Raw genomic sequence first — 26,026 nt, forward strand, 5'->3', positions numbered from 1 at the left:
GATCACTCGAAATAGATGAATTCGTAATCGCCGGTGTAACCCAGCTTTCCGTACAGCCAGATCCATTCCGAGGTGTGCAGGATGGACTCCGCCGTCAGCGCCCAGCATTCGAGATTGTGCAACTCGGCGACGTTCCGGTAGCCCTCGACCATGACGTATTTGTTCTTGCCGACCCGCTCGACCTCCTTGAGGGCCGCCTCGAGCTCGTACAGTCGCAGATTGTGCAAGGTGCCGAGCGAGATGACGAGGTCGAAACTGTCGTCGCCATAGGGATAGACGTCCTGGGCGCGATAGTTGAACAGATACGGCCTCACCTGCTCGTGCGAATTGGCGAGCCCGTGCTTGGAGATATCGAAGCCGACGACCTTCAAGCCCGGCAGGATCTTCTGCATCTCGTACAGCAGGAATCCCTTGCCGCAGCCGACGTCGAGCACGCTGGAGCCGTCCTTCAGACCATAGGTCTCGATCAGCGCCTTGGCGACCGGCGCCCAGCGCCCCTCGATGAAGCGGTAGCCGCCATAGCCGAAGCGGCGGTCGCCGTCCCAATAATCGGCCTCGTATTCCCGCGCCTTCAGCGAGCAGCCGATCTTGTCGTCGTTCATACGGCCCATGTAATCGCGCTTGGTCGCCGTATGCAGCGGCGTCACGATATTCAGCAGTCGTCCCATTCAACCCTCGGATTCCAAAGCGCGTTGCGATGGCCGCGACCGGCCGGGGAGCCGTGAGTCGCGACTTGCGAGTCCTTCTAGCATTGGTGGTCGAGATCATCATTGCTGCAGATCAATGATGGGGAGTCCTGCGACGGCTTGGGCAGCAGCGCGACGGAGCCTTGCGGGGCGCGGAGCCCGGCGAGGTTCCAATGCGGCTGGCAGCAGTGACATGAAGACGCGGGGAACGCGAATGCGAAGCACGGCGTTGGCGCGAAGGGAGATCACCATGCCGACCAAACCGACCATCGCCCGCATCTGGCGCGGTCGCACCCGCCGCGATGTCGCCGACGCCTACCAGGCCTATCTGCAGGCCGAGGGCATTCCGCCGCTGCGCAAGACCGCGCTCGGTGTGCAGCAATTACGCGAGGACCGCGACGAGGAGACCTGGTTCACGACCATCTCCTATTGGGCGGACATCGCAGCCATGACGGCCTTCACCGGGGGCGAGCCGACCAAGGTCCATCATCTCGCGCGCGACGCGGAATTCCTGATCGAGCTGCCGCAGCGCATCGAGATTCACCGCATCCTGATCGACGAGCAAGGACTGCAGTGAAAGGCCGAGCCACGGAATGTGAGGCTCGCTTCGCTGCCCAATCGCAGCTTGCCGCAAATATCCGATCGCTCGCGGCTGTGCGGTTTCGCCGCAATGTTTCCAGCGGAATGAATCACTATAGTCAGAATGTCATGGCATATGTCGTCGACATAGACGCGCGCACCGCGCGTTTCGGTCTTCACGCCGGCCGCCTCCAAGCAGGCGGTTAGCCGGACGGTGTTCGCGCCGTCCGGGCTCTTTTCCAGCTTTCGTGACCTCTGCCTGAGAGGTCGTCTTGAAGCAGAAGGAGTGTGCCGTGCTGCCTCTTCCGAAAATTGCGCTCGTCGCATCTGAATATCCGCGGCTCGAACAGCTTGCCCGCCGCGCCGCCCAACGAGGTGATTTGGACGGAATCTTCCTGCTGGGTGAAGTCAATCGCGCCGACATCGTGCCGGACGAATGGGACGATCTCCGTTCGCGGGTGATCGTCGGATCATGGGTCACCTTTTGCACGAACTGGGGCGTTCCGCGTCGCATCGTGCAATTGGTCTGGCCCGAGGAATGTTGGTCGGATCCCGCCCGCATTTCGGTCCTGACGCCTTTGGGAGCGGCTTTGATCGGCCTGCAGGTCGGCGATCAAATGCCGTACGTCGTCGGCGGCTGCCTGAATGTCGTCAGGGTTTTGAACGTCACCCGATCAAGCCCGAACGTCGTTCCGCTCTTTCCCGCAAATCGGCGCAGCCGGCCGCTCGACGATGATCCTGGACCGACTGCAGCATAGGAGAAGCCAAATGCAGAACTTCGAAGCCGAGATTCGGCGGGACCAGCCCGCGCTGCCGCCGATCAAGCTCGCAAAAGACGAATCGCGGCGTCTCAGCTCGCTGGCGAATTCGACCATGGATCTGTTTCCCCGTGTCGCCCAGTTTCTGGCCCGCGAGCTGGACCGCGCGACGGTCGCGGAAGAGAACGACTTGTGCGGCGTGGTCAGGATGGGCTCCAAAGTGACCTATCGCGACGACAGGGGTGCGAGCCGCGAGATCGTGCTGGTCTATCCGCACGAGGCCAACATCGCGCTCAGCCGGATCTCGATCCTGACGCCCGTCGGAGCGGCCCTGATCGGCCTCTCGGTGGGACAGCGCATCGCATTCGAGACGCCGGACAAGCGCATCAGAGGGTTGACCGTTCTTGCCGTCTCCGAATCGGAAGGGAACGACCGATCCAAATGAGCATGACTCTTTCGCGTTAGCGGGCGCGCCGCTCCTTGATGCGCGCCCCGCCTGTCGCACGGGTTTGACAGACGACCTGCGATGGAACTTGCTGTAGCACAACGAGCTCCCTTCCAAGGCTCGCTAGCGTTTTTCCGCAGGCGAACTCTCAGAAGCAGCCGAAGGTGGGCGTCGTCAGTAACGCCTCGTCGCCCTTCGCAATTGACCTCGTCAGGCACGGGAACGAAAACAATCATGAAGAACATCAGTGCCGGCCAGATCGCCCTGTTGGTTGCGCTCGGAGCCTTGTTGATCCTGACGTGCGTCTGGGGATTCTCAGTCTGGGAAACCAGCAGCGGCGTCGAGATGGGCAAGCATGGCTGGATCGCGCTGGGCCTCGGAGCCTTCTTCTCCCTGATGATCGGCTGCGGGCTGATGGCCCTGATGTTCTTCAGCAGCCGCAGCGGCCACGATGATGTCGCCGATCCCTTCCGCCGGCGGGACGGCGAGGACCGCTAGCCACATCTCAGGCTTGCATCCTTACCAACAATTCATGTTCCGCGACCCTCTGTCGCTCGTCTCGCGCTGAAGGAACGGAGCGGGCAAGCGGCCGTTGCTCCCCATCCTCAACAACACGGAGCCCGACATGAAAATGCGCAGAACTTTCGTCGCCCTCGCGGCCGCTGGAGCGATGCTCTGGACCGCGGCATCACCGGTGCTTGCGGCGCCTCTGCCGATCGCGAATCCGGGTGCTGACTCCGGCTTGCAGCAAGTGCAGTACCGGCACTGGCACGGACATGGATATCGGCATGGCTATTACGGGCACCATCACGGTGGGAACGGCGCAGCCGTCCTTGGCGGCTTGGCGGCCGGCGCCATCATCGGCGGCGCAATCGCCAGCAGCCAGGCTCAGGCCAACGCGACCTCCTACTGCGCCCAGCGCTATCGCTCCTATGACCCCGGCTCAGGGACTTTTCTAGGTAACGACGGTTTGCGTCACCCCTGTCCGTGACGCACGCATGAGAGGCGACGGCAGCCTCCCCCGCGATGCGAGAGGCTGCCGGCCTACGGTACAGACGTTGCGGCCCATCCCAAGGGTGATCGAACGCGCCTGCGATGCTATTGCACCTCGATGTTCGCGTCCTTGACCAGCTTGCGCCAGCGCGCCTCCTCCTGGCCGACATAGCGGTCGAGCTCTTGCGGCGCGCTGCCGACCATGATGAGGCCCTCGTTCGCCTCCAGCTTCTTGAAGGCACCGGACTGAACCGCCTTTGCGATCGCCTGATTGAGGCGCGCAATCACCGGCGCCGGCGTCTTGGCCGGAGCGTACAAGCCGTACCAGGATTCGGCGGCGTAGCCGGGCACGCCGGCCTCGGCAACGGTCGGCAACTGCGGGAACGCCGCCGAGCGCTCGGCGGATGTGACGGCCAGCGCCCGGAGCTGACCTGCGGCCACCAGCGAGGCCGCGCTCGCCACGGTGGTGAACATCACGTCGATCTGGCCGCCCAGGAGATCGCTGATCGCGGGCGCCGCGCCCTTGTAGGGCACCGCCGTCATCTTGACCTTCGCCATGGAGTTGAACAGCTCGCCCGCGAGATGCGCCGAGGTGCCGGTGCCGAACGTGCCGAGGTTGAGCTTGCCGGGATTGGCCTTGGCCTCCGTGATCAAATCCGAGATCGAGTTGATCTTCGATGCCGGGTTGACCACGACGATGTTGAAGGAGCGCGCGATCAGCGAGACCGCCGCGAAGTCCTTGTGCGGATCGAACGGCAGCTTGTTGTACAGACTCGGGTTGACCGCGTGCGCGAACGTCGCCATCAGCAGCGAATAGCCGTCGGGCTCGCTGGTCGCCACCGTCTGGGTTCCGATGATGGTCCCGGCGCCCGGCTTGTTCTCGATGATGACGGACTTGCCGAGATCCGTCTGCAGCTCCTGCGCCGTCGTACGCGCCATGATGTCGGTGCCGCCGCCGGCTGCGAAGGGCACGACGATCTTGATGATCTTATCAGGATATTCGGCGCGCGCCGGCGTCAGTCCGAGCCCCGCGACGATCGCACAGGCGAGAATGGCGAGGCTCTGCCGGCGCCGCACGGCGAAATTCCTCTGCCGCGCGCCGTCGTGATCGATGCTTCCGCTGCTGGCCATCTGGAGCTCCATCCCACTCTGTCTAGACATTGAGAACAACCAATCCGTCCGCTGCCTTCACGCCCTGGCCCGCCGGCAGCACGAACACCGGATTGATCTCCGCCTCCGAAAGTCGATCCCCGAGCTGCGCAACCATGCGCGAGAACGCGACCACCGCTTCTGCGAGCGCTTCGACATCGCATGTCGGCCGGCCCCGAAAGCCATCCAGCAACGGCCATGTGACGAGATCGCGCGCCATCGCGCGCGCCTCGGACAGATCGAGGCCGCCATTCGGCGGAAGCAGACGCATCGTCGTGTCCTTGAACAGTTCGGCCGCGACGCCGCCCATGCCGAGAAGGATTGCCGTTCCCAGGGAATCACGATGCATGCCGAGAATGATCTCGACGCCGCCTGAGATCATCTCCTGAACCAGGAACTGCTCGGGTCGCTTCCCGGCCCTGGCCTCGACCTCAGCCGCCATCGCAGCCAGGCGATCGCCGATCACTTCAGTGGTCAGGTTAATCGCGACGCCGCCGACATCGCTCTTGTGCGCGATCTCGCGCGAGAGGATCTTGAGCACGACACGGCCCCCGAGGCCGCGCGCCGCCTGCTCGGCTTCGCGCGCTGTTGCAACCACTTTCTCCGCCACGACAGGAATCCCAAACCGGGCGAACAGCGCCTTGGCCTGTGCTTCATCGAGCGGTCCCGCCGGAAAACCGCTGGCATCCGCCGCCGTCGGGGGCGAATCGGATGCCTGGACCTGCTCCGGCATTGCGGCTCGCAACAGCCCGTCGAGCGCCGCAGTGCAGCTCTCGGCCGAGGTGTAGGCGGGGACGCCGCGCCGGGTCAGCACAGCCACCACCTCGGGCGCGTGGGGACTGACATAGGCGACGACCGGCTTGTCGCTGAGCGGCAAGCAGTCATGGATGGCGTCGGCCATCAGGGCCGGCGACCCCACGGCCGACGAGCCGGCAATGACGATGAGCGCGTCATAGGACGGACTTGCGAGCAGGATGCGGATGGCGCCGCGCAGCAAATCCGGCTGCAGGCCGGCGAGGGTCACGTCGATCGGATTGCGATCGAGGTTGGCATGCGAGCCCGACTGCAGGCTGCGCAATTGCGCGGCCGTCTCCGCATCGGGTGCGGGTGTCACAAAGCCTGCGACACCGAGACTGTCCGATACGATCGTGCCGGCGCCGCCGGTCGAGGTGAGGATCGCGACACGCCGGCCGGAAAGCTTCCGCCCCGCACTGAGGGCTGCGGGAATGTCGAGCAGATCTTCGAAGGTCCGGGCGCGGATCACGCCGAGCTGCCGGAACAGGGCGTCGTACATGCGGTCGGAGCCGGCCAGCGCGCCGGTGTGCGAAACGGCCGCCTGTGCACCCGCCTCCGATCGCCCGATCTTGAAGGCGACGATGGGCTTGCCGGCGCGGCGCGCCTTGAGCACCGCCTCGCGAAAGCGGAGCGGATTGCGGATCGCCTCGATATAGAGTGCAATGACTTTGGTCGCATCGTCTTCGGCGAGGAAGTCGATGAAATCGGAGAGCTCGAGATCGGCCTCGTTGCTGGTCGACACCAGCTTGGACAGCCCGATTCCGCGCGCCGCGGCGCGCGACAGCACGGCGCCGAGAATCCCCCCGCTTTGCGAGATCAGCCCAATGCCCCCGGCCGGGAAGTCGTCCATCGCCAGCGCGCCCGACGCCGACAGCACGATATTGTCGGTGAGATTGACGAGACCGATCGTGTTCGGCCCGAGGACGCGCATCGATCCGGCGGCTTGCATGAGCTGGTGCTGGCGCGCGGCACCTTCCGCTCCGGTCTCGGTGAAGCCGCTGGCGAGAACGATCGCGGCGGCGGCTCCCCGCTCGGACAATTCGCGCACCGCGATATGCGCGCGCTCGGCGCCGACGAGGACAAGGCCGACGTCGGGCACATCAGGCAGCGAGGCGACGTCGGCGTAGCACTTGATGCCGCCGATCTCTGCGACCTTGGGATTGACGGGATAGATCGCGCCCGCAAAGCCGTGCTTCTGAAGATAGGACACAGGTCGCCCCGACGTCTTGCTGGGGTCTGCGGACGCGCCGATGATGGCGATGCTGCGCGGCCGGATCAGGCGTTCGATCGCGTTCATCGCTCAGTCCTTCGACGAGGATTGCGCGAGGAACGCCGCCACCGCGTCGCGATGCTCCGTGCTGGTGTAGCAAATGGCCTGCGCCTGGCTGCCGAGATTGAAGATGTCGTGCGCGGAATGCTCGAAGGTCTCGTTCAGGATCTTCTTGCTCAGCGCCAGAGCCGTCGGAGACCCCTGAGCCAGCTCGGCCGCCCAGGCCTGCGCGGCCGGCAGCAGCTCGGCCGAAGCCACCTTGCGATCGACGATGCCGAGCGCGAGCGCCTCGTCGGCCTCGACGACGCGGCCGGTGAAGATCAGTTCCTTGGCCTTCGCGAGCCCGACCCGTCGCGGCAGGAAATACAGACCGCCGCCGTCGGGGATCAAACCGCGCTTGATGTAGGACCAGGTGAATTTCGATCGTTCCGTTGCCATGACGAAGTCGCAGGCCAGCGCGGTGTCCGCACCGAGCCCCGCGGCGGCGCCGTTGACGGCGGCAATCGTCGGCTTCGGAAGGCCCAGCAGCAACGACTGCACGTGATGCACGCCCTGCTGACGGCTCCATCCGTTGAACGCGACCTCGCCCTGCGGCGCTTCGAGCCGGCGCTTCATGCCGCTGATGTCGCCGCCGGCACAGAAGGCCTGGCCGCGCCCGGTCAGCACCAGGGCCTTGATCGCCTTGTCGCGGGCGACGGTTTCGAGCGCGCCGGTGAATTCGGCGCGCATCTCGTCGCTCATGGCGTTGCGGCGTTCCGGCCGGTTGAAGGCGAGCGTCGCGACACCGGCCTCGACGGAAAATTCGATGAGCTGATACGGCATGAGCTGATAGGACATGGCAGGCTCCGTGGTTGGAGTCGGATCGATCACCGCGACCCAGCGCGGATGTCGAATGGCTGTTCGGGCCGTGCCGTTTCCTCGTCGAGCCAGTTGCGGCCGGGCATTCTTCTCCCGGTGGTGATAGCGGCTTGCACCTGCCGCAACATCCCCCTAATTCCACTAAGTGGAAATGCCGATGGAGGCTGGATGTGGCGCAGGCGCCCAGATATGCGGGCGGGGTTGACGGCAACCGGTCGCTCGAACGGGGCATCGAGATCCTCAGGGCGTTCCGGCCCGGTGTCGACACGCTCGGCAATGGCGAGATCGCGGAGCGAACAGGTCTGCCACGATCGACGGTCAGCCGGCTGATGCGAACGCTGGTCAATTCCGGGATGCTCGACGAAGTCCGCAGCGAGAGGACCTACCGGCTTGCCGCATCCGTCATCAGCATCGGTCACGCGATGCGGACGGGATCGCCCGTGCTCAACGCGATCGGACCGATGATGCGGGCCGAATCGGCCAAGCGCCGGCTGAACGTCGGACTTGCGACCGCGGATCGAACCATGATGGTTTACCTGGAGTCGATCCGCTACAGCCCGCGCGCGGCGCTGCGCAACGTGGTCGCCGGCCAGCAGGTCCCGATGGAACTGACGTCGCTGGGCCGCGCCTACCTCGCCGGCCTTGCCGAGACGGAGCGCGAGCGATTGCTGAAGCAGTTCAAGCGGCGCAGCGCAGCCGCCACCAAGGCGCTGCTGGCAGAGGTCAGGAGATCGATCAGCGCCGTCGAGCGCGACGGATATTGCGCCGTATCATGGCAGCCCGCCGTTGTCGCCGTCGCAACGCCGATCGTGCTGGACGGGCTCCCGGTCTACGCCCTCAATATGAGCCTGCAGAATGTCGACCGGTCCGATGCGCTGGCGAGCGAGATGGGCACGTACCTCAAGGCGTTTGCGGCGAAGTGCAAGGAGGTGCTGGCGGGCTGAAGCGACCAGCGCCCTTACAATTTTCCATAGACCCGCGCCGCGACCGCCTTCAGGCGCTCGACCGATCCGGACTCGGGGTGCGGCTTGACCGGTGCGAACAGGATCGATGCCTGCCTGCCGTTCTTCCAGACGAAGATGTTGACGGCGTTGCCGTTGCCCTTGGTGCAGGAATGTTCGCCGAACGCTTCGCCGCCGAGATCGGGGATCGCGACATGCTTGCAAGGGCCTGCGCGCTTCATCATGCCGGCGGCGGTGTCGCGCGAGGTCGCGATCACCGCGACCGTCATGGTGTTGGCCTCGCGATCGAACATCATGCAGCTGCCTGCGCCGGTCCGCTGCACCGTCAGCGTGCTCGCGTCGAGAAAACCGTCAGCATCGGCAGCCGCGAGCCACTCGCAAGTGCCGAACCGCTCGCTGCTCTTGCTCACGTTGGCAATGGCAATGCGCGAGGCCTCGGTGAGCGGCCCGAGCAGCGCATCGTCGGCACGCCGGCCGATCGGATAGACGGTGATCTGGAGAATGTAATCGCCGGACAAGACGACGACCGCGGCCTCCTGGGGCTCCGCGCCGGCGGCGCTCGTTCCGCCCTGGCCTTCCTCGCCGATCCCCGCCACGGCGCTCAGCTTCATGCGCTCGCCAAGCGTCTTGACGAAGGTCGCGTACAACTCCCTGGCGCGGTCCTTGTCGGGATTGCGGAACACGGTGAGCATCATCGTGTCGCCGCGCCCGGCCTGATAGATGCAGCCGCGGCCGTCCTGATTTGAGATCAGCGACCATTTGAACGCCGGCATCGCGCGGGCGAGCTCCTGGCTGCTGATGAACGGGCAGGTTTCGGCCGCGCGCGCAGGGGCAGCCGCGATGGCAAGGAAAAGAACGAGACAGGAGAGCAGGCGATCGATGGTGTGCATCAGATGAACGTACTATCGAAATGCCGTGCCGGAAACGTTCGACTGTCCGTCACTGCCCGTTGAATTCAGCCCAGCAATCGGCCGTTTCATAGACCCGAACCGCCGACAGCTGTGAGAGGCTCGGCTTCAACCGGTCCCAGATCCAGATCGCGATATTCTCGGCGGTCGGGTTCTCGAGGCCTTTGACGTCGTTCAGGCAGTGGTGGTCCAGCGCGCCCATGATGTCGGCGAAGGATTTTTCGATATCGAAGAAGTCGGCAACGAAGCCGGTGTGCGGGTCGACCGGTCCGTCCAGCTGAACCTCGACCCGGTAGGAATGACCATGCAGCCGGCGGCATCGATGGGTCTCGGGCACGTTCGGCAGCCGATGCGCCGCCTCGAACTTGAACGCCTGCGATATCTTCATTCCGCTCCTCACACGGCGAAGCCATCCGGTCTCGGGCCCGTCTGGCGACCAGATGCTGCTTTGTCCTGACCTTTCGGCGAAGAATGGCGCGCCCGGAACGATTCGAACGTCCGACCCTCAGATTCGTAGTCTGATGCTCTATCCAGCTGAGCTACGGGCGCGTGTTTCGCAAACAGCGCGGGCAGGACCCGCGACGCAGCCCCCGGCAGGGCCGGAGGGGGTGCGAAAGAGCGCTCTGACTAACCGCTCTTGTCCCGATTGGCAAGGTCCGGGATGGGGAGATTTTCGCGGTTTTTCACTCATCTCTCCCCTCCGTCATTCCGTGGCGACGCGAAGCGGCGAGAATCCATAACCACCAGCCGGGGTTATGGATTCCGGGCCCGGCCCTTCGGGCCATCCCGGAATGACGGAAGGAATGAAATTGCCGCCCGCTCGGCCGCTGGCCGACTTACGCCCTCTGCCGCTCGCTGCGGATGGAGAGCAGCTCCACGGGGCGGTCCGGGATCACGATGCGGAAGGTGGCACCGATGGTGCCTTCGACCAGATGGATATCGCCGCCATGGGCGCGAACCAGCTCGGCGGCGATGGCCAGGCCGAGACCGCTGCCGCCGGGACGCCCGGAGGTCTGGAACGCCTCGAACAGATGCTCCCGCGTCTTCTGGGGCACGCCGGGACCGGTGTCGGAGACCTCGACGATCGCGACGGCGCCTTCGCGTTTTCCGGTGATCCGGATCTGCTGCGGGCCACTGTCGCCGGAGGCGTGGCTCTCCAGCGCCTGGGCGGCGTTGCGGACGAGGTTGAGCAGCACCCGGAACAGCTGATCGGGATCGGCATCGATCGCCAGCCCGCGCTCGATGGCGGCGACCCAGGCGATCGAGGCATCGGAGGCGAGGCCCGCGGTCTCGCGCACTTCCAGCACGACAGGCTCGATCAGGATCATGCGGCGGTCGGGCGCGGCCTCCTGGGCGCGTCCGTAAGACAGCGTCGACTGGCAGAAGGCGATGGCCCGTTCGAGCGAGCGCACCAGTTTCGGCGCGAAGCGTTGCACCCGCGGATCCGGCACGCTGGCGAGCTGGTCCGACAGCAACTGGGCCGAAGCCAGCAGGTTGCGCAGATCGTGATTGATCTTGGACACGGCGAGGCCGAGGGCGGCGAGCCGGCTCTTCTGATGCAGCATCGACATCAGATCGCGCTGCATGTCCGACAATTCGCGCTCGGCGACCCCGATCTCGTCGCTGCGCTGGCTCGGCACGATGATTCCCGCCGAGCTTTCCGGATTCTCGTGGAAGCCGACCAAGCTCGCGGTCAGCCGCCGCATCGGGCGCACGAAGAGATAATGAAGCGCGAGATAGACGAGGCCGGCGGTCAGCACCGCAATAATCAGCGCCACCACCACGACGTTGCGGGAGAAGCGGTACATCTGCTGCCGCAGCGGCAATTCGTCGGTGACGATCTCGATGAACTGGGCATTGCCGACGCCGGGCCCGACGATGCGAATGGCCTGGTTGCCGGTCTCCAGCATCATCCGGAACGAGCCGGTGATCGCCTCCCACGCCGTCATGTCGCGCAAATCGATGTCATGCTCGATGGCGGCCGGAATGTTGTCGCTCGCGAGCAGCCGGCGCTGCTGGCCCATCTTGATGGCGACGGCGCGGGCATTGATGCTTTTCAGGATCTGGCGCGACAGCGAATCGGGAACCATGCCGAGCGGCGCCGCATCCAGCACCAGCGCCGCCGTATTCGCCGCCGCGACGCGATCGTTGAGCCGGTTGACCCAGAAGTTGGCGATGGCTGGGACATACAGCAGGCTGGCCGCGATCATCACCAGGGGAACCGTCAGCAGCAACAGCTTGCCCGACAGCCCGAGCCCGCGCGTGCCGCGGGGACTCGCCGCCGGCTGGTCCGGCTGGTCCTGATCCTGGACCGGCTGGAGGTCTGTCGCTGCCACGGAATTCGCCCTCGCTGCCTAGACCGGGTTAAGAATGGGGCCGGGTGAAGGATTAGCGGGTATGAGAATGCGGCCCGCCCCTGGCCCCGGTCAAATTACGGATCGCTAATCTGCCAAGGTGGGATGTAGGCGCTGATATCGCTACCCGCCACCTCAAGCGTTAAAAACCCCGCACAAACAGCGATATTCACGAAAATCGCGCGCTTGTGCGGCGTTGACGAAAACAAGGCGCTCGCTTATAAGCCGCGCAAATTGTCCGCGATGACCCGGTGTGACGCCGGGAGCGGCTCTCTTGGGGCCGAAAAGGGTCCGTTGTGGGCCGCATCTTCCGGACTTTACCATCAATTCTACAGGCAAATTGCCCGGTCAGCGGAGAAAAACCCGTGAAGCGGACTTATCAACCCAGCAAACTGGTGCGCAAGCGCCGTCACGGCTTCCGTGCCCGTCTCGCCACTGCCGGCGGCCGCAAGGTTCTCGCCGCCCGCCGCGCCCGCGGTCGCAAGCGTCTGAGCGCCTGAGCCAGACCCCCTTTTTGGGATTTCATCATGGATCGGCTGAGGCAGCGGGCGGATTTCCTCGCCGTTGCCAATGGCGCGCGGGTGAACAGCCGCGCGTTCGTCCTGCAAAGCCGTCCCCGCGATGACGGCGGCCCGATCCGGATCGGCTTCACCGTTACCAAAAAGAACGGCAACGCCCCCGAGCGCAATCGCATCCGGCGCCGGCTTCGCGAACTCGTGAAGCGCCTCGATCCGGTGTCGATGCAGCCCCATCATGATTATGTGCTGGTCGGACGAAGGGACGCGCTCTCGCGCGACTTCACGACCATGCTCGACGATCTGCGCATAGCGTTCACGAAGCCCGCGCGGCATACGCACAAGGGACGCGGCCCGAAAACCGACGGCTCAAGACCCGGCCCCACTCCCGCGACCAGCCGCAAACCGGATTGATGACGAGAGAATGATGACCGACAACCGCAATACCATCCTCGCCGTCATTCTGTCGGGCCTGGTGCTGATCGCCTGGCAGTATTTCTACAACGTGCCGGCGATGGAGAAGCAGCGCGCCCAGCAGCAGGCCCAGGCCGAGCTTCAGAAGGGCACCCCGCAGCCGACCGCGTCGGCGACGCCCGGCGCCTCGGCGACGCCCGGCGCCGCGCCGCAGCCCGGCGCAGCTCAACCGGCGACACCGGCCGCGAACCAGGCCCAGCCGGTCGTTGCGCGCGATGCCGCGATTGCAGCCAGCCCGCGCGTCAAGATCGACACGCCGCGGATCGCCGGCAGCATCTCATTGAAGGGCGGCCGCATCGACGACATCGCGCTGGTGCAGTTCCGCGAGACGGTCGACCCGAAATCGCCGCCGATCATTCTCTATTCGCCTTCGGGCACCGCGGAACCCTATTACGCCGAGTTCGGCTGGGTGCCGGCGACGGGCGTGACGGCGAAGCTGCCCGACGCGCAGACCGTCTGGCAGCAGGACGGCAGCGGCAGCCTGACGCCGACGACGCCGGTGGTGCTGAAGTGGGACAATGGCGAGGGCCTCACCTTCCGCCGCACCATTGCGGTCGACGACCATTATCTTTTCACGGTCAAGGACGAGGTGAGCAATGTCGGCAACGCGCCGGTCACCCTCTATCCGTTCGCGCTGATCTCGCGCCACGGTGCGCCGCAAGTCTCCGGCTATTACATCCTGCATGAAGGCCTGATCGGCTATCTCGATGGCCTGCAGGAATATGCCTACAAGAAGATCGACGAAGCCAAGTCGGTGAACTTCAAGGCCACCAATGGCTGGCTCGGCATGACCGACAAGTACTGGGCCTCGGCGCTGCTGCCCGACACCAGCGCGCAGCTTCAGGCGCGCTTCTCGTCGAACCCATCAGGCAACGTCCACACCTACCAGACCGATTACCTGCTCGACCCCGTCACCGTCGCGATCGGCGGCACCGCGACCGCGAATGCGCGGCTGTTCGCGGGTGCCAAGGAAGCCGGCGTCGTCGGCCTCAATTTCCCGCTGGCCGGCCACGGCGGCTACAACAAGGAGCTGGGGCTGAACCATTTCGATCTCCTGATCGACTGGGGCTGGTTCTACTTCATCACCAAGCCGATGTTCATCGGCCTCGACTTCTTCTTCCGCTTCTTCGGCAATTTCGGCATCTCGATCCTGCTCGTGACCGTGATCGTGAAGCTGTTGTTCTTCCCGCTGGCGAACAAGTCCTACGCCTCGATGGCGAAGATGAAGTCGGTCCAGCCGCAGCTGCAGGCGCTGAAGGAACGCTTCCCCGACGACAAGGTGAAGCAGCAGCAGGAGATGATGGAGATCTACCGCAAGGAGAAGATCAATCCGGTCGCCGGCTGTCTACCCGTCGTGATCCAGATCCCGGTGTTCTTCTCGCTCTACAAGGTGCTGTTCGTCACCATCGAGATGCGGCACGCGCCGTTCTACGGCTGGATCAAGGACCTTTCGGCGCCGGATCCGACCAACCTCTTCAACCTGTTCGGGCTGATCCCGTTCGATCCGACCACGATTCCGGTGTTCGGCCATTACCTCGCGCTCGGCATCTGGCCGATCATCATGGGCATCACGATGTGGTTCCAGATGAAGCTGAACCCGACGCCGCCGGATCCGACGCAGCAGATCATCTTCAACTGGATGCCGCTGATCTTCACCTTCATGCTGGCGGGCTTCCCGGCGGGTCTCGTGATCTACTGGGCCTGGAACAACCTGCTCTCGGTGGTCCAGCAGAGCTACATCATGCGCCGCAACGGCGTGAAGGTGGAGCTGTTCGACAATCTCAAGGCGACGTTCGCGAGGAAGGCGACGTAAGTCTCACGCGAGTGTGCCCCGTCATACGGGTGCAAATGCCTCCACATCGTCATGCCCGGGCTTGTCCCGGGCATCCACGTTTTGGAAGCTTGTCCAGTAACCAGACGTGGATGGCCGGGACATTTTGGAAAGCCGCGCTTCGCGCTTTTGCCCGGCCATGACGAGAGGATAGGTCCTTCTCATGAACGAGAAGAACGACGACAAAGATGCGAAGCTGATCGAGGCCGGGCGCAAGCTGTTCGCCCGCGACTGGCAGTTCATCTGGGCCTCGCCCTCGATCCAGACGCTGCCGCCGATGGCGGGGCTGGAGGTCGCCTTTGCCGGCCGCTCCAATGTCGGCAAGTCGAGCCTGATCAACGCGCTCACGGGACGGAACGCGCTGGCGCGCACCTCGCACACGCCGGGCCGCACCCAGGAGTTGATCTTCTTCGAGGTCCCAGGGAAGACCGACCTGCGTCTCGTCGACATGCCCGGCTATGGCTATGCCAAGGCGCCCAAGAGCCAGGTCGCGTCCTGGACCGAGCTGATTCACAAATTCCTGCTCGGACGCGCCAGCCTCGCGCGCGTCTACGTGCTGATCGACGCGCGCCACGGCATCAAGGACGTCGATCTCGAAGTGCTGGGGACGCTCGACCGCTCCGCCGTCAGCTACCAGATCGTGCTGACCAAGGCCGACCAGGTGAAGGCGTCCGAGTTGCAAGCGCGCATCGCCGAGACCGAGGCCGCGCTGGCCAAACATCCCGCCGCGTTCCCGAACGTGCTCGCGACATCGTCACGCAGCTCGACCGGCATGGAAAGCTTGCGCGCCGCGATGGCGAAGCTCTTGGAAGAGCGGAGCAAGTAATGGCGGCCCATCGCCTCCTGATTGGGCTTGCCGGCTTGATGGGCGCCGCCGGCGTCGCGCTGGCCGCGGCCTCCGCCCACGGCGCGGATGCAAGCCGGCTCGCCACGGCGAGCGCCATGCTGCTGTTTCATGCAACTGCCATACTTGCGACCACCGCCCTGCTCGCGCACGGCCTTCTGCACGGCGGAATTGGCCTCACCGCCGCGTTCGGCTTCGTGATCGGCGCCGCCTTGTTCGCGGGCGATCTCAGCTTGCGGCAATATGCCGGGCATGCGCTGTTTCCGATGGCGGCGCCGACTGGGGGAACGGTGATGATTTTGGGGTGGCTGGCGGTGACGCTGGCGGCGGTGGTGGCAAGAAAATAAGTCTCGCGCCCCGAACGCAGCGCAGCGCTTTAGCGGTGCGTTGCCGAGCCGGGGCCCATACTGCTTTCCGGGTCCCGGCTCAGCGGCGCGGCACTACGCGCCGCACCGCGTCCGGGACACGAGATCGCATGCCAGCCACACTTTGCGCCCCGCCCGCCAATCGGATAGAACGCGCACCGACCGTCCCGCCAGCGAGACCGCGACATGACCGACATCTCCCCGCTCGACCAGGCCCGCATCCTGTCGGAAGCGCTGCCGCACATGCAGCAGTATGACGAGGAAACCATCGTCATCAAATATGGCGGCCATGCCATGGGCGACGAGGAGACCGCGAAGAATTTTGCCCGCGACATCGTGCTGCTCGAGCAGACCGCGATCAATCCCGTCGTGGTGCATGGCGGCGGGCCGCAGATCGCGACCATGCTCAAGCGCCTCGGCATTCAATCGGAATTCGCAGCGGGCCTGCGCATCACCGACGCCGCGACCATCGAGATCGTCGAGATGGTGCTCGCCGGCTCCGTCAACAAGCAGATCGTCGGTTACATCAACGAGGCCGGCGGCAAGGCCGTGGGGTTGTCGGGCAAGGACGGCAACATGGTGAAGGCGTCGAAGACGACGCGCACCATCATCGATCCGGGCTCGAACATCGAGAAAGCGATCGATCTCGGCTTCGTCGGCGACCCCGAGAAGGTCGATCTCACGCTGCTCAACCAGCTGATCGGCTACGAGCTGATCCCGGTGCTGGCGCCGCTCGCGACCTCCAAGGACGGCCAGACGCTGAACGTCAACGCCGACACCTTTGCCGGTGCGGTCGCGGGCGCGCTGAAGGCCAAGCGCCTGTTGCTGCTCACAGACGTGCCGGGTGTGCTCGACAAGTCGAAGAAGCTGATCCCGCAATTGTCGGTGAAGGACGCCCGCAAGCTGATCGCCGACGGCACCATTTCCGGCGGCATGATCCCGAAGGTCGAGACCTGCATCTACGCGCTGGAGCAGGGCGTCGAGGGCGTCGTCATCATCGACGGCAAGATGCAGCACGCGGTGCTGCTCGAGCTCTTCACCAACCAGGGCACGGGCACGCTGATCCACAAGTGATGCGGAAGCAAAAAACGAAAGCCGTCATGGCCGGGCTTGTCCCGGCCATCCACGATCTTTCGGCCCGCACCGAGAACGTGGATGCCCGGGACTTGCCCGTCCAGATGCGCTCCGCGCTTTTGGCCGAGCCTGACGGATCGAGAGCGAAGCAACGACGCCGCTCTGCCCTCACCCGCTTCCTCATGACGCTGCCGGCCGCGGCCGTCTCGTTCTTCTTCTCCTCCGCTCCCGCCTTCGCCGACCTCAAGATCTGCAACCGCATGTCTTACGTGGTCGAGGCTGCGATCGGCATCGACGACAAGGCGGCGACCGCGACGCGCGGCTGGTTCAGGATCGATCCCGCCACCTGCCGCGTGGTGGTGCAGGGGACGCTGACCGCCGACCGCATTCTGCTGCACGCCCGCGCGCTCGGCGTCTATGGCGCCTCCCCGATCCCGCAGAGCGGCAGCGACACGCTCTGTGTCGCGCAGGACAATTTCGTCATTGCGGCGGCCCGGCAATGCCGCAGCGGCCAGGCCCAGGCCCCGTTCACGCAAGTGACGCCGACGCAAGGCGCCGACGGCAACCTCGCTGCCTATCTCGCCGAGGATTCCGAATATGACGACGAGCAGGCGCGCCTTGCCGGCATCCAGCGGCTGCTGGTGATCGCAGGCTATGATGCCGCGCCGATCGACGGCGTCGACGGGCCGAAGACGCAAGGCGCGCTGGCCGCGTTCCTGAAGAGCCGCGGTCTGTCGTCGGACGTCGTGGGCTCGCCGAACTTCTTCAAGACCATGGTCGATGCGGTGCAGACGCCGTCTGCGACCGGCCTCACCTGGTGCAACGACACGCCGCACAAGGTGATGGCGGCGATCGCGACCGACGACGGCAAGTCCGTGACCAGCCGCGGCTGGTACCGCATCGATCCCAAGACCTGCCTGCATCCTGATGTGACCGGCACCCCGAAGCAGATCTTCAGCTTCGCGGAAGCCGTCGACGCCGACAACCGCGCCGTCAAGTTGAAGGACCGGCCGCTGAACTGGGGCGGCGACAGGCAGCTCTGCACGCGCGAGACCAAGTTCGAGACCAACGAGCAGACCGATTGCGGCGCGCGCGGCTTCGCGGCGACGGGATTTGGCGCGGTCGATATGTCGAGCGGCGGCAAGACGCTGCGCTTTGCGGTGCCGTGATCGAGAGGGTTTTGATGACTTCACCCCGCGCCTTCACCCATGTCGACACCTGGGTGTTCGACCTCGACAACACGCTCTATCCGCATCACGTCAATCTGTGGCAGCAGGTCGATGCGCGGATCGGGGAGTTCGTCTGCAACTGGCTGAATGTCGGCCCGGAGGAAGCGCGGGCCATCCAGAAGGATTATTACCGGCGCTTCGGCACCACCATGCGCGGCATGATGACCCTGCATGGCGTTTCCGCCGACGACTATCTCGCCTACGTCCACAAGATCGACCACTCGCCGCTGGAGCCGAACCCGGCGCTCGGCGAAGCCATCGCAAAATTGTCGGGGCGCAAGCTGATCCTGACCAACGGCTCGGTCGACCATGTCGACGCGGTGCTGGCGCGACTTGGGCTCGGCTCCCATTTCGACGGCGTGTTCGACATCATTGCCGCCGAGTTCGAACCGAAGCCGGCGGCGCAGACCTACCGGAAATTCCTCGCCGACCATTCGGTCGACCCGACCCGGGCCGCGATGTTCGAAGACCTCGCCCGCAACCTCACCGTCCCGCATCAGCTTGGCATGACCACCGTGCTGGTGGTGCCTGATGGAACGAAGGAGGTGGTGCGGGAAGACTGGGAACTGGAGGGCCGGGACGCCGCCCATGTCGATCACGTCACGGATGATCTGACGGGGTTTTTGGGCAGGCTGTCCCACAAATAGTGCCGTCGCGGGGCGCGAAGCGAGCCCGGGACGACAGTGGAGTATGCCTTGACTCCGCTCCTCCAAATCCCGAAAAAGCGCCCCAATCCATCAAAATTCCCGCTTCCCAGAGGAAATCCGATGTCCCTTGCAGCCCTCGAATCCACCATCAACAGCGCCTTCGACGCGCGCGAGACCATCTCGACCTCGACCAAGGGCGAGGTGCGCGAGGCCGTGGACCAGGCGCTGGAGACCTTGGACAAGGGCGAGGCGCGCGTTGCCGAGCGCGGCGCCGACGGCAAGTGGAAGGTCAATCAATGGCTGAAGAAGGCCGTGCTGCTCTCGTTCCGCCTCAACGACATGGACGTCATTGGCGGCGGTCCCGGCAAGGCGAGCTGGTGGGACAAGGTGCCCTCGAAGTTCGAAGGCTGGGGCCCGAACCGCTTTCGCGACGCCGGTTTTCGCGCGGTGCCGGGCGCGGTCGTCCGCCGTTCGGCCTTCATCGCCAAGAACGTCGTCTTGATGCCGTCCTTCGTCAATCTCGGCGCCTATGTCGATGAGAGCACCATGGTCGACACCTGGGCGACCGTCGGCTCGTGTGCGCAGATCGGCAAGCGCGTGCACATCTCAGGCGGCGCCGGCATCGGTGGCGTGCTCGAGCCGCTGCAGGCCGAGCCCGTGATCATCGAGGACGATTGCTTCATCGGCGCGCGCAGCGAGGTCGCCGAAGGCGTGATCGTGCGCAAGGGCGCGGTGCTGGCGATGGGCGTGTTCCTGGGCGCCTCGACCAAGGTCGTCGACCGCGAGACCGGCGAAATCTTCATGGGCGAAGTCCCCGAATATTCGGTGGTGGTGCCCGGCGCGCTGCCCGGCAAGCCGATGAAGAACGGCCAGATCGGCCCCAGCACCGCCTGCGCCGTCATCGTCAAGCGCGTCGACGAGCGCACGCGTTCCAAGACCAGCATCAACGAGCTGCTGCGGGACTGAGCTGCGCCACGAGCGCTATTCCCTGCCCGTCACCCTGGGGTGGCCGCCTCTTCGGCGGCCCTCGAAGGGCGACGGGCCTGATCCTGTATCGAACCCCCTCTGCCTCCATCGCGACCAATTTCCGGGCGGCCCCTTTCCGCCGGAGCCTTCGCCATGGACTGGACCTCGTACCTCTTCCGTTTCGACGGCCGCATCAATCGCTCCCTGATGTGGCAGGCGCTGCTGATCGTCGCGCTGCTGGCGGCGGTGCTGGAGAACCTCAGTCCCGTCATCGGCCTTCTCGACGGGACCAGATCCGCAGCCAGGCTCGGCATCGAGTTCGACTTTGACTTCGGGCTCGACGACCTCTTTCGGGTGGTCGATCCCGGCGCCTGGCATTTGCTGGCCTCGACCGACCGCGTGACGCTGATCCTGAAGTGCTTCGGCACGCCGCTATTCCTCTGGATTTATCTGGCGACCGCGATCAAACGGCTCCACGACCGCGGCAGGAGCGGCTGGTGGATCGTGCTTTTCTTTTTCCTCCCCAACCTGCTGCTTCACCTCTCGAACCGGCTGCCTCCAGCGTTCGCTTTCCTCGACTGGGCCGGCTACGCACTTTGGCTGTGGGGCTTCGTCGAGATGTTCATTGTGCCCGGCACGTCGGGTACCAACCGGTTCGGCCCCGATCCGCTGGCCGAAGCCGAGAACGATTCCACGCCCGCAACGCCGGCTGCGAAAGGCTGGGACCAGAGCCGCGAGCTCGAAATTGTCCCGCCCAGTGCTAGCCCACCCGGCGGCATGCATGTTAAGCGGGGCGCATGACCGATGCTCTCTCCATTGCCCGCGATCTCATCCGCTGCCCCTCGGTAACCCCTGAAGATGCCGGTGCACTCGGGGTGCTCGAAAAAGCCTTGGGCGACGCAGGCTTCACCTGCCACCGCGTGACCTTCAGCGAGGAAGGCACCGCCGACGTCGACAATCTCTATGCGCGGATCGGCACCGAAGGCCCGCACATCACCTTTGCCGGCCACACCGACGTGGTGCCGCCGGGCGATGAGAGCGCATGGAGCGTCGGCGCGTTCTCCGGCGAAGTGAAGGACGGCGTCCTGCACGGCCGCGGCGCGGTCGACATGAAGGGCGGCATCGCCTGCTCGGTCGCGGCGGTGCTGGAGCATCTGGCCGCCAACGGCGGCAAGCCGCGCGCCGACGGGGCGGGCTCGATCTCGTTCCTGATCACCGGCGACGAGGAAGACGTCTCGATCAACGGCACCATCAAGCTGCTGAAGTGGGCGGCAGAGCGCGGCGAGAAATTCGATCATTGCGTGCTGGGCGAGCCCTCCAATGTCGAGACGCTCGGCGACACCATCAAGGTCGGCCGCCGCGGCTCGCAATCCGGCACGCTCTATGTCGACGGCGTGCAGGGCCACGTCGCCTATCCGCATCGCGCCTCCAATCCGGTGCCGGATATTTCGCGGCTGATCGTCGCCATCAGCGACGAGCCGCTCGACCATGGCAGCGCGCAGTTCCAGGCGTCCAATCTCGAATTCACCTCGGTCGACGTCGGCAACAAGGCCAACAACGTGATTCCGGGCGAAGCCCGCGCCAAATTCAACATCCGCTACAACGACAACCACACCCAGGCGAGCTTGCGCGAACTGGTCGAGACGCGCCTCACCAAGGCCTGCGGCAACCGCATCAAGGCCCGCATCGTCTGGGAGCCCTCGAACTCCAACGTGTTCGTGACCAAGCCCGGCCCGTTCACCGATCTCGCGGTGTCCGCGATCGAGGAAGTGACCGGGCGCAAGCCGGAGCTGTCGACGTCAGGCGGCACGTCGGATGCGCGTTTCATTTCGAGCTACTGCCCGGTGATCGAGTTCGGCCTGGTCGGCCAGACCATGCACCAGGTCGACGAGCGCGTGCCGGTCGCCGATCTGGAGAAGCTGACGAAGGTCTATCGCGGGATTTTGACGCGGTATTTTGGGTAGGCCCCTATATCGCCCAGCCCTCCGCCGTCATGCCCGGGCTTGTCCCGGGCATAACGTCCGTGGCGGTATCAGGCCCTAATAATCCACCTTCATCAGATACAGCCCGTCCGGCGGCGCGACGATGCCGCATGCGGCGCGGTTGCGGGCTTCAAGCGCTGCGGAGAGATCATCCGCGGTCCAGCGGCCCTCGCCGACCCAGACCAGCGAGCCCACCATCGAGCGCACCTGGCTGTGCAGGAACGAGCGCGCGGAGGTAACGATGATGATCTCGCGGCCATCACGCGTCACGTCGAGCTGGTCGAGCGTCTTCTCCGGCGACTTGGCCTGGCATTCGGTGTCGCGAAACGTCGTGAAATCGTGCTTGCCGAGCAGGCGCTGCGCCGCCGCATGCATCGCGTCGGCATCGAGCTTGCGCGGCACGCGCCAGGCGTGGCCGATGTCGAGGGCGAGATTGGCGCGGGTGTTGATGACGCGGTAGCGGTAGTGTCGCTTCACGGCGGAAAAGCGCGCCTCGAAACTATCAGGCACGACCTCGGCCTCCAGCACCGCGATCGGATGCGGCCGCAGATGCGCATTGAGCCCGTCGCGAAAACGGCCTGGCGGAAATGGCTTGTCGACGTCGACATGCGCGACCTGGCCACGCGCATGCACGCCGGCATCGGTTCGGCCGGCGCCGTGCACGCGCAAATCCGCACCGGTCATCGCCTTCACGGCCGCCTCCAGCGCGCCCTGCACCGAGGGCAGCGTGTCCTGGATCTGCCAGCCGAAGAACGGCGCGCCGTCATATTCGATGGTGAGCTTGTAGCGGGGCATCGCTGACTAGTTGAACCTCGCTCCCGCCTTCAAGGGCGTGCCGCGCAAGAAGTCCGCGGCCTGCATCCGGCCCTTGCCTTCGCGCTGCAGCTCGATGATGCGGATCGCGCCTTCGCCGCAGGCGATGGTGAGCTGATCGTCGAGCACCGCGCCCGGTTCGCCAGAGTCTTGTCCCAGCTCGCAGCGCAGGATCTTGACGCGCGAATTCTCCAGCTCCGCCCAGGCGCCGGGGAACGGCGACAGGCCGTGGATGTGACGCAGCACCTCGCGCGCCGGCTTGCTCCAGTCGATCCGCGCCTCGGCCTTGTCGATCTTGGCGGCATAGGTGACGCCGTCCTCGCTCTGCTTCCTGAGCTGGAGCCCGCCGCGGGCGAGCGCGGCCATCGCGCGCACCATGAGATCGGCGCCTAACCGCGACAGGCGATCATGCAGATCGAGCGCCGTCATGCTGTCGGTGATGGCAAGTCGCTCGGCCATGGCGACGTCGCCGGTATCCAAGCCGACATCCATCTTCATCACCATGACGCCGCTCTCGGCATCGCCGGCCATGATCGCGCGGTTGATCGGCGCCGCGCCACGCCAGCGCGGCAGCAGCGAGGCGTGCAGATTGTAGCAGCCGAGCTTCGGCGCATCGAGGATCGCCTGCGGCAGGATCATGCCGTAGGCGACGACGACAGCGGCATCAGCCTCGAACGCGCTGAATTCGGCAAGTGCCTCTTCGGTCTTCAACGTCTTCGGCGTCAGCACGGGCACGCCGAGTTTTCGCGCGGCTTCCTCGACCGGGGTCGGCTGCAATTGCAGGCCGCGCCGCCCGCCCGGCTTCGGCGCGCGGGTATAGACGGCTGCGATCTCGTGGCCGTGCGCGACGAGCTCGAGCAGCGTCGGCACGGAGAAATCGGGCGTGCCCATGAAGATCAGGCGAAGGGGCATGTGGCTGCGTTCGGGTGAGAGTTCTGGTTCTCCGTCATGCCCGGGCTTGTCCCGGGCATCCGCGTTCTTGGCCGAGAAGGAAGCAAGGCGTGGACGGCCGGATCAAGCCCGGCCATGACGGCTGGAGACGTGTCGCTTTATTCCGCTCGCTTGGCGGCTTTCTCGAACTTCTTCATCACGCGGTCGCGCTTGAGCTTCGACAGATAGTCGACGAACAGGACGCCGTTGAGATGATCGATCTCGTGCTGGATGCAGGTGGCGTAAAGGCCTTCGGCGTCCTCCTCGTGCACCTTGCCGTCGAGATCGGTGAAGCGCACGCGCACTTTCGCGGGGCGTTCGACCTCCTCGTAATATTCGGGGATCGAGAGGCAGCCTTCCTCGTAAACCGACAGCTCCTCGGACGAGGCGATGATCTCGGGGTTGATGAAGACGCGCGGCAGCGGCTTGGTCTCGCCGTTCTCGTCGCGCTTGGCGAGGTCCATGGTGATCAGCCGCAGCGGCTGCGCGATCTGGATCGCGGCCAGGCCGATGCCGGGCGCGTCGTACATGGTCTCGAACATGTCGTCGGCAAGCTTGCGGATATCCGAGGTGACCTTCTCGATCGGCTTGGAGACCAGACGCAGCTGCTTGTCGGGCAGGATGATGATTTCTCTGAGGGCCATGGCCGCGATTTAAGCCCCAGGCCGGATGCGGTCAATGCGGCCAGGAACCCTGTTAACCCCTCGCTAACCATAAAACTTCGTCTTTAGTTAACCATAAAAATTAGGGGAGCATTAACCGCCTACGTTCTCCCTTCGTTCGCTAATGCCCGGCGAATCGGCTACAAGGCGCCATGAACGAGATCATTTTCATGCTGGGCGAATGGCCGGTGCGCACCATCGATGCGCTGATCGGCTTCGGGGCCCTCGTCCTCATCCTGCTGGTGGCCATCGCAATCGTCATCGCGCGGTCCGGCCGGCGCGGCGCGGAACTCGCGATGGCACATGCGATCCGGGCTGACGAGCTCGAGGAGCGCTTGAGCGAGGTGCTGCGCGCCCAGAGCGAGTCTTCCGGCCGGGTCGACGCCATGACCCAGGCGCTGGCGGGACGTCAGGCCGAGATGGCGCGGGCGGTCAACGAGCGGCTGGATTCGGTGACCCATCGCGTCGGCCAGTCCATGGAACACTCGACCCGCAACACCATGGAGAGCCTGCGCGCATTGCACGAGCGGCTCGGCATCATCGACAGCGCGCACAAGAACCTCACCGATCTCACCACGCAGGTGACGACCTTGCGCGACGTGCTCGCCAACAAGCAGTCGCGCGGCGCCTTCGGCCAGGCGCGGATGGAGGCGATCGTCCAGGACGGCCTTCCCAAGGGGGCCTATGAGTTCCAGTTCACGCTCTCGACCGGCAAGCGGCCCGACTGTGTCGTGTTCCTGCCCGACCAGCGCCCGCTCTGCATCGACGCGAAATTCCCGCTGGAGGCGATGACGGCGCTGCACGACGCCCGCACCGACGAGGAGAAGCGCGTTGCCACGCAGCGGCTGCGCGGCGACGTGATGAAGCATGTCAGCGACATCGCCGAAAAATATCTCGTTACCGGCGAGACCCAGGAGATGGCGCTGATGTTCGTGCCGTCGGAATCGGTCTACGCCGAGATCCATGACGGCTTCGACGACGTGATCCAGAAGGCCTACCGCGCCCGCGTCGTGCTGGTGTCGCCCTCGCTGCTGATGCTGGCGATCCAGGTGATGCAGCAGATCATGAAGGACGCGCGCATGCGCGATGCCGCCGACCAGATCCAGACCGAAGTGATCAAGCTCGGCGACGACCTGGGTCGTCTCAGGGATCGCGTGGTCAAACTGCAGAAGCATTTTTCCGATGCGAACGAGGACGTCCGCCAGATCCTGATCTCCGCCGACAAGATCGAAAAGCGCGCAGGCCGCATCGAGGAGCTCGATTTCAGCAAGAGCGATACTCCGGAAGGACCGCGCCTGGTGGCAGGCGCCGGCGAGCTGTTTCCGCGGAAGCTGCAGGCGGGGGAGTGATCGGGGCGACACTGTCATGCCCCGCGCAGGCGGGGCATCCAGTACGCTGCGGCGGTTATGATTGAATCGAGATGCCGTGATTACTGGATCGTCCGCCTTCGCGGAGGATGACGGCGGTGGAGGCGGTCAAGCGGGTGCACGCCATTACTACGTCTACATTTTCGCGAGTAAGATTGGCGGCACTCTCTATATTGGTGTCACGAACGACCTGATCCGCCGCGTCGCAGAGCACAAGTCAAAACTCATCGAGAGCTTCACGGAAAAGTACGACGTCGCGAGGCTCGTCTATTTCGAACAGTTCGACGATCCCGAGAACGCGATCAAGCGGGAGAAGCGTCTCAAAAAGTGGAACAGGGCCTGGAAGGTTCGGTTGATCGAGCAGCAAAACCCAAATTGGAATGATCTTTATCACGAGATCGCTGGCCCACCATGACGCCGTCTCGATCTGTCATGCCCCGCGAAGGCGGGGCATCCAGTACGCCCCGGCGGTTGAAATTGAATCGAGCCGCTGGTGATTACTGGATCGTCCGCCTTCGCGGACGATGACACCGAGGATGCATCGACGACTTTCCGTCTCGCTGGCGTCAC

General features: G+C 64.9%; 29 protein-coding genes and 1 tRNA gene. 19 read left to right on the forward strand and 11 right to left on the reverse strand.

Annotated elements, in window-relative coordinates; translation table 11 throughout:
* Nucleotides 1-2: 2 nt before the first annotated feature.
* On the reverse strand, nt 3-668 hold the full coding sequence (locus XH83_RS33015) for a class I SAM-dependent methyltransferase (protein ID WP_194404745.1): 666 nt from the start codon (nt 666-668) through the stop codon (nt 3-5).
* Between the two features lie 268 nt (nt 669-936).
* On the opposite strand from XH83_RS33015, the gene XH83_RS33020 reads away from it, so the two are divergent.
* The 5 genes from XH83_RS33020 to XH83_RS33040 all read left to right on the forward strand — a co-directional run bounded on the left by XH83_RS33020 (nt 937) and on the right by XH83_RS33040 (nt 3,459).
* Nucleotides 937-1,263, forward strand: a complete 327-nt coding sequence (locus XH83_RS33020) for a hypothetical protein (RefSeq protein ID WP_194404746.1) — start codon at nt 937-939, stop codon at nt 1,261-1,263.
* Between the two features lie 274 nt (nt 1,264-1,537).
* Nucleotides 1,538-2,023 carry a GreA/GreB family elongation factor gene (locus XH83_RS33025; protein ID WP_194404747.1) on the forward strand — a complete coding sequence of 162 codons (486 nt, stop codon included), beginning with the start codon at nt 1,538-1,540 and terminating at the stop codon, nt 2,021-2,023.
* Nucleotides 2,024-2,033: 10 nt separating this feature from the next.
* Nucleotides 2,034-2,468: a nucleoside diphosphate kinase regulator gene (rnk, locus tag XH83_RS33030; protein ID WP_194404748.1), complete on the forward strand. Its 435-nt coding sequence runs from the start codon at nt 2,034-2,036 to the stop codon at nt 2,466-2,468.
* Nucleotides 2,469-2,702: 234 nt separating this feature from the next.
* The gene (locus tag XH83_RS33035) at nt 2,703-2,966 is read left to right on the forward strand and encodes a hypothetical protein (protein WP_194404749.1); all 264 of its coding nucleotides are present in this window, start codon (nt 2,703-2,705) and stop codon (nt 2,964-2,966) included.
* A gap of 127 nt (nt 2,967-3,093) precedes the next feature.
* Complete coding sequence (locus XH83_RS33040) at nt 3,094-3,459, forward strand: BA14K family protein (protein ID WP_194404750.1); 366 nt, start codon at nt 3,094-3,096, stop codon at nt 3,457-3,459.
* A gap of 107 nt (nt 3,460-3,566) precedes the next feature.
* Here XH83_RS33040 and XH83_RS33045 read toward each other — a convergent pair whose 3' ends face one another.
* Genes XH83_RS33045 through XH83_RS33055 form a run of 3 tightly spaced genes read right to left on the reverse strand, consistent with a single transcriptional unit; the run spans nt 3,567 to nt 7,497 of the window.
* The gene (locus XH83_RS33045; RefSeq protein WP_194408477.1) at nt 3,567-4,604 is read right to left on the reverse strand and encodes a tripartite tricarboxylate transporter substrate binding protein; all 1,038 of its coding nucleotides are present in this window, start codon (nt 4,602-4,604) and stop codon (nt 3,567-3,569) included.
* A gap of 10 nt (nt 4,605-4,614) precedes the next feature.
* Nucleotides 4,615-6,702 (reverse strand): acetate--CoA ligase family protein, encoded by a 2,088-nt coding sequence (locus XH83_RS33050; protein ID WP_194404751.1) that lies wholly within the window; start codon nt 6,700-6,702, stop codon nt 4,615-4,617.
* Between the two features lie 3 nt (nt 6,703-6,705).
* Complete coding sequence (locus XH83_RS33055) at nt 6,706-7,497, reverse strand: enoyl-CoA hydratase/isomerase family protein (RefSeq protein ID WP_194408478.1); 792 nt, start codon at nt 7,495-7,497, stop codon at nt 6,706-6,708.
* Nucleotides 7,498-7,703: 206 nt separating this feature from the next.
* On the opposite strand from XH83_RS33055, the gene XH83_RS33060 reads away from it, so the two are divergent.
* Nucleotides 7,704-8,477: an IclR family transcriptional regulator gene (locus XH83_RS33060; protein ID WP_194404752.1), complete on the forward strand. Its 774-nt coding sequence runs from the start codon at nt 7,704-7,706 to the stop codon at nt 8,475-8,477.
* Between the two features lie 14 nt (nt 8,478-8,491).
* On the opposite strand, the gene XH83_RS33065 is transcribed toward XH83_RS33060, so the two are convergent.
* From XH83_RS33065 to XH83_RS33080, 4 genes are all read right to left on the reverse strand, one after another.
* A complete protein-coding gene (locus tag XH83_RS33065) occupies nt 8,492-9,385 on the reverse strand; it encodes a hypothetical protein (protein WP_194404753.1) in 894 nt (297 codons plus the stop codon).
* Between the two features lie 49 nt (nt 9,386-9,434).
* The gene (gene queD, locus XH83_RS33070) at nt 9,435-9,791 is read right to left on the reverse strand and encodes a 6-carboxytetrahydropterin synthase QueD (RefSeq protein WP_194404754.1); all 357 of its coding nucleotides are present in this window, start codon (nt 9,789-9,791) and stop codon (nt 9,435-9,437) included.
* Between the two features lie 84 nt (nt 9,792-9,875).
* Nucleotides 9,876-9,952 (reverse strand) — tRNA-Arg (locus XH83_RS33075).
* A 287-nt stretch (nt 9,953-10,239) separates the two neighbouring features.
* Nucleotides 10,240-11,739: a HAMP domain-containing sensor histidine kinase gene (locus XH83_RS33080; protein ID WP_194404755.1), complete on the reverse strand. Its 1,500-nt coding sequence runs from the start codon at nt 11,737-11,739 to the stop codon at nt 10,240-10,242.
* Nucleotides 11,740-12,122: 383 nt separating this feature from the next.
* Here XH83_RS33080 and rpmH point away from each other — a divergent pair, with 383 nt between their 5' ends.
* From rpmH to dapE, 11 genes are all read left to right on the forward strand, one after another.
* Nucleotides 12,123-12,257: a 50S ribosomal protein L34 gene (rpmH, locus tag XH83_RS33085; protein WP_008542748.1), complete on the forward strand. Its 135-nt coding sequence runs from the start codon at nt 12,123-12,125 to the stop codon at nt 12,255-12,257.
* A 27-nt stretch (nt 12,258-12,284) separates the two neighbouring features.
* Nucleotides 12,285-12,686, forward strand: coding sequence for a ribonuclease P protein component (rnpA, locus tag XH83_RS33090; RefSeq protein ID WP_194404756.1), 402 nt, complete (start codon nt 12,285-12,287; stop codon nt 12,684-12,686).
* 13 nt (nt 12,687-12,699) lie between these two features.
* Nucleotides 12,700-14,559 (forward strand): membrane protein insertase YidC, encoded by a 1,860-nt coding sequence (gene yidC, locus XH83_RS33095; RefSeq protein WP_194404757.1) that lies wholly within the window; start codon nt 12,700-12,702, stop codon nt 14,557-14,559.
* A 181-nt stretch (nt 14,560-14,740) separates the two neighbouring features.
* A complete protein-coding gene (yihA, locus tag XH83_RS33100) occupies nt 14,741-15,403 on the forward strand; it encodes a ribosome biogenesis GTP-binding protein YihA/YsxC (RefSeq protein WP_194404758.1) in 663 nt (220 codons plus the stop codon).
* On the forward strand, nt 15,403-15,768 hold the full coding sequence (locus XH83_RS33105; RefSeq protein WP_194404759.1) for a DUF423 domain-containing protein: 366 nt from the start codon (nt 15,403-15,405) through the stop codon (nt 15,766-15,768). The genes yihA and XH83_RS33105 overlap by 1 nt, the downstream gene beginning before the upstream one ends.
* Before the next feature lie 204 nt (nt 15,769-15,972).
* Nucleotides 15,973-16,860, forward strand: a complete 888-nt coding sequence (gene argB, locus XH83_RS33110; protein WP_194404760.1) for an acetylglutamate kinase — start codon at nt 15,973-15,975, stop codon at nt 16,858-16,860.
* A gap of 182 nt (nt 16,861-17,042) precedes the next feature.
* Entirely contained in the window at nt 17,043-18,029 is a 987-nt protein-coding gene (locus XH83_RS33115) for a DUF1036 domain-containing protein (RefSeq protein ID WP_194408479.1), read from the forward strand.
* A gap of 14 nt (nt 18,030-18,043) precedes the next feature.
* Complete coding sequence (locus XH83_RS33120) at nt 18,044-18,736, forward strand: pyrimidine 5'-nucleotidase (protein ID WP_194404761.1); 693 nt, start codon at nt 18,044-18,046, stop codon at nt 18,734-18,736.
* Between the two features lie 120 nt (nt 18,737-18,856).
* The gene (dapD, locus tag XH83_RS33125; RefSeq protein WP_194404762.1) at nt 18,857-19,702 is read left to right on the forward strand and encodes a 2,3,4,5-tetrahydropyridine-2,6-dicarboxylate N-succinyltransferase; all 846 of its coding nucleotides are present in this window, start codon (nt 18,857-18,859) and stop codon (nt 19,700-19,702) included.
* 153 nt (nt 19,703-19,855) lie between these two features.
* A complete protein-coding gene (locus XH83_RS33130; RefSeq protein WP_194404763.1) occupies nt 19,856-20,503 on the forward strand; it encodes a DUF805 domain-containing protein in 648 nt (215 codons plus the stop codon).
* Nucleotides 20,500-21,666 carry a succinyl-diaminopimelate desuccinylase gene (dapE, locus tag XH83_RS33135; RefSeq protein WP_194404764.1) on the forward strand — a complete coding sequence of 389 codons (1,167 nt, stop codon included), beginning with the start codon at nt 20,500-20,502 and terminating at the stop codon, nt 21,664-21,666. The genes XH83_RS33130 and dapE overlap by 4 nt, the downstream gene beginning before the upstream one ends.
* A gap of 75 nt (nt 21,667-21,741) precedes the next feature.
* On the opposite strand, the gene truA is transcribed toward dapE, so the two are convergent.
* The 3 genes from truA to def all read right to left on the reverse strand — a co-directional run bounded on the left by truA (nt 21,742) and on the right by def (nt 24,071).
* Entirely contained in the window at nt 21,742-22,479 is a 738-nt protein-coding gene (truA, locus tag XH83_RS33140; RefSeq protein ID WP_194404765.1) for a tRNA pseudouridine(38-40) synthase TruA, read from the reverse strand.
* A gap of 6 nt (nt 22,480-22,485) precedes the next feature.
* Nucleotides 22,486-23,409 (reverse strand): methionyl-tRNA formyltransferase, encoded by a 924-nt coding sequence (gene fmt, locus XH83_RS33145; protein ID WP_194404766.1) that lies wholly within the window; start codon nt 23,407-23,409, stop codon nt 22,486-22,488.
* A 137-nt stretch (nt 23,410-23,546) separates the two neighbouring features.
* Nucleotides 23,547-24,071 carry a peptide deformylase gene (gene def / locus XH83_RS33150; RefSeq protein ID WP_194404767.1) on the reverse strand — a complete coding sequence of 175 codons (525 nt, stop codon included), beginning with the start codon at nt 24,069-24,071 and terminating at the stop codon, nt 23,547-23,549.
* A gap of 170 nt (nt 24,072-24,241) precedes the next feature.
* Between def and XH83_RS33155 the strand changes: the two genes are divergently transcribed.
* Together XH83_RS33155 and XH83_RS33160 are read left to right on the forward strand one after the other, a co-directional pair.
* Nucleotides 24,242-25,438 carry a DNA recombination protein RmuC gene (locus tag XH83_RS33155; RefSeq protein WP_194404768.1) on the forward strand — a complete coding sequence of 399 codons (1,197 nt, stop codon included), beginning with the start codon at nt 24,242-24,244 and terminating at the stop codon, nt 25,436-25,438.
* 79 nt (nt 25,439-25,517) lie between these two features.
* On the forward strand, nt 25,518-25,871 hold the full coding sequence (locus tag XH83_RS33160; protein ID WP_371746371.1) for a GIY-YIG nuclease family protein: 354 nt from the start codon (nt 25,518-25,520) through the stop codon (nt 25,869-25,871).
* Nucleotides 25,872-26,026 lie beyond the last annotated feature (155 nt).

Source organism: Bradyrhizobium sp. CCBAU 53351, from assembly GCF_015291745.1.
Taxonomy (GTDB): Bacteria; Pseudomonadota; Alphaproteobacteria; order Rhizobiales; family Xanthobacteraceae; genus Bradyrhizobium.